Source organism: Glycomyces arizonensis DSM 44726 (assembly GCF_000482705.1).
Classification (GTDB): Bacteria; Actinomycetota; Actinomycetes; order Mycobacteriales; family Micromonosporaceae; genus Glycomyces; species Glycomyces arizonensis.
Map to the genome: position 1 here is coordinate 1 of NZ_AXWO01000051.1, position 1,568 is coordinate 1,568.

At 68.4% G+C, this 1,568-nt stretch carries 2 protein-coding genes; one reads left to right on the plus strand and one right to left on the minus strand.

Annotation, left to right across the window (positions count from 1 at the left end):
- The coding region (locus tag H613_RS28045; RefSeq protein WP_156926164.1) for a glycoside hydrolase family 43 protein at positions 1–1,045 on the minus strand (1,045 nt) is incomplete at its 3' end.
- A 12-nt stretch (positions 1,046–1,057) separates the two neighbouring features.
- Between H613_RS28045 and H613_RS0120580 the strand changes: the two genes are divergently transcribed.
- The coding region (locus H613_RS0120580; protein ID WP_245598621.1) for a family 43 glycosylhydrolase at positions 1,058–1,568 on the plus strand (511 nt) is incomplete at its 3' end.

Sequence of the window (1,568 nt, forward strand, 5' to 3'; positions counted from 1 at the left end):
TCGAGGTGCCCTCGACGTTGGTGGCCAGGCGCCGGAGGCGGGTGTCGGTGGACGAGAACTTCCCGGTGGACTCGTCCAGCGCGTGCATGTAGATGATCGCCGCAGGCGGAACATTCGGCTCGCCCGAGGGGCCCTGCAGGACGGTCGTGGTGGCGACCGGGACGCCCAGGTTCGGGGTGCCGTCGGCGTTCCAGGAGATCTTCTGGACGCGCGTGGTGCGGGTCGTGCCGCAGCCGTCGGAGGCCGAGTCGTTGGCGTGGTAGGCGATCCACGTCTCGGTGCCATCGGGTGAGGTGAAGAACGAGTGGTGCGCAGGGCCGTAGACGCCGGCGGCGTCGTTGCGCTGGAAGATCGGGTTCGCGTACTTGGTCCACGAGCTCATCTGGAGCGGGTCGGTACCGGTGTACTCGAGCATCCCGATCTTGTAGTTCGGCCCCGAGCAGTGGCTGGCCGAGTAGGTCAGGAACGTGCGCCCGCCCCGCTGGATCGCGAACGAGCCCTCGTTGACCGCCCCTTCCTGGCGCTCCCAGGACAGGGTCGGCGCCGAGATCCGGGTGCCATGGGCGCTCGCCGTCCACGGGTTCGCCATCGGCGCGATGTACAGCGACTGGAGGCCGTCCCCGGCGAACGCCGAGAACGTCATGTACAGGTTGCCGTTCAGGCGCAGCGGGGCCGCGTCGATCGCCCAGCCCTGGTTCGGCATCAGGTCGAGGATGCCGAGCTTCGTGTAGGGGCCCATGGGGTCCGAGCCCGCGCTCTGGGCCACGTGGGTGCGCCGGGCGGCGCAGCACTGCTCGACCGAGTAGTACAGGTACCAGCGGCCGTCGATCAGCTCCAGGTGCGGGGCCCACATCGTGTCGCCCCCGGTCTCCACCACCACCTGCTCGGGAGCGGTCTTCAAACCGGCGATGGTCGCCGATTTGCGCATGACCACCTGGGACGACCAGGTGGTGGCGACGTAGTAGTAGAACCCGTTGTGCTGGACCAGCGTCGCGTGGGATCGAGACCGCGGCGAACGTTGCGATAAGGCGAGGTCCTTCTGCACGACCCGAGCATCATCAAGGCCGGGGGCTGCTACTACGCCTACACCACCGGGTTCGAGAACGACCCGGGCAACCCCAGCGGGTCGATCATGGTCTTCCGCACCTGCCAGGCCACGCCCTCCGGCGGCTGGGAGAAGATCAGCAACGTCTGGGAGTCCACCCCGCGGTGGATCACCGACGCGCACGGCGGCAGGACCCCGCCGAACATCTGGGCGCCCGACATCAATTACTTCGACGGCGAGTACCACCTCTACTACGGGGCCGCCATCTGGGGCATTCCTCATGCGGCCATGGGACTCGCGACCGCCCCCACGCCGAACGGGCCGTGGACCGACCGGGGCATGGTCACCGACGTCAACTACCCGATCGACCCCGATGTCGTGCGCGGCGAGGACGGCCGGCTCTACGTCGCATGGGGCTCCTGGAACGGCATCTACATGCACGCGCTGGACGAGTCCACCGGGAAGTTCTCGTCCACCGACACCCGCCTCCGGCGCCTGGCCACCAACGTCGAGGGCACCTCGA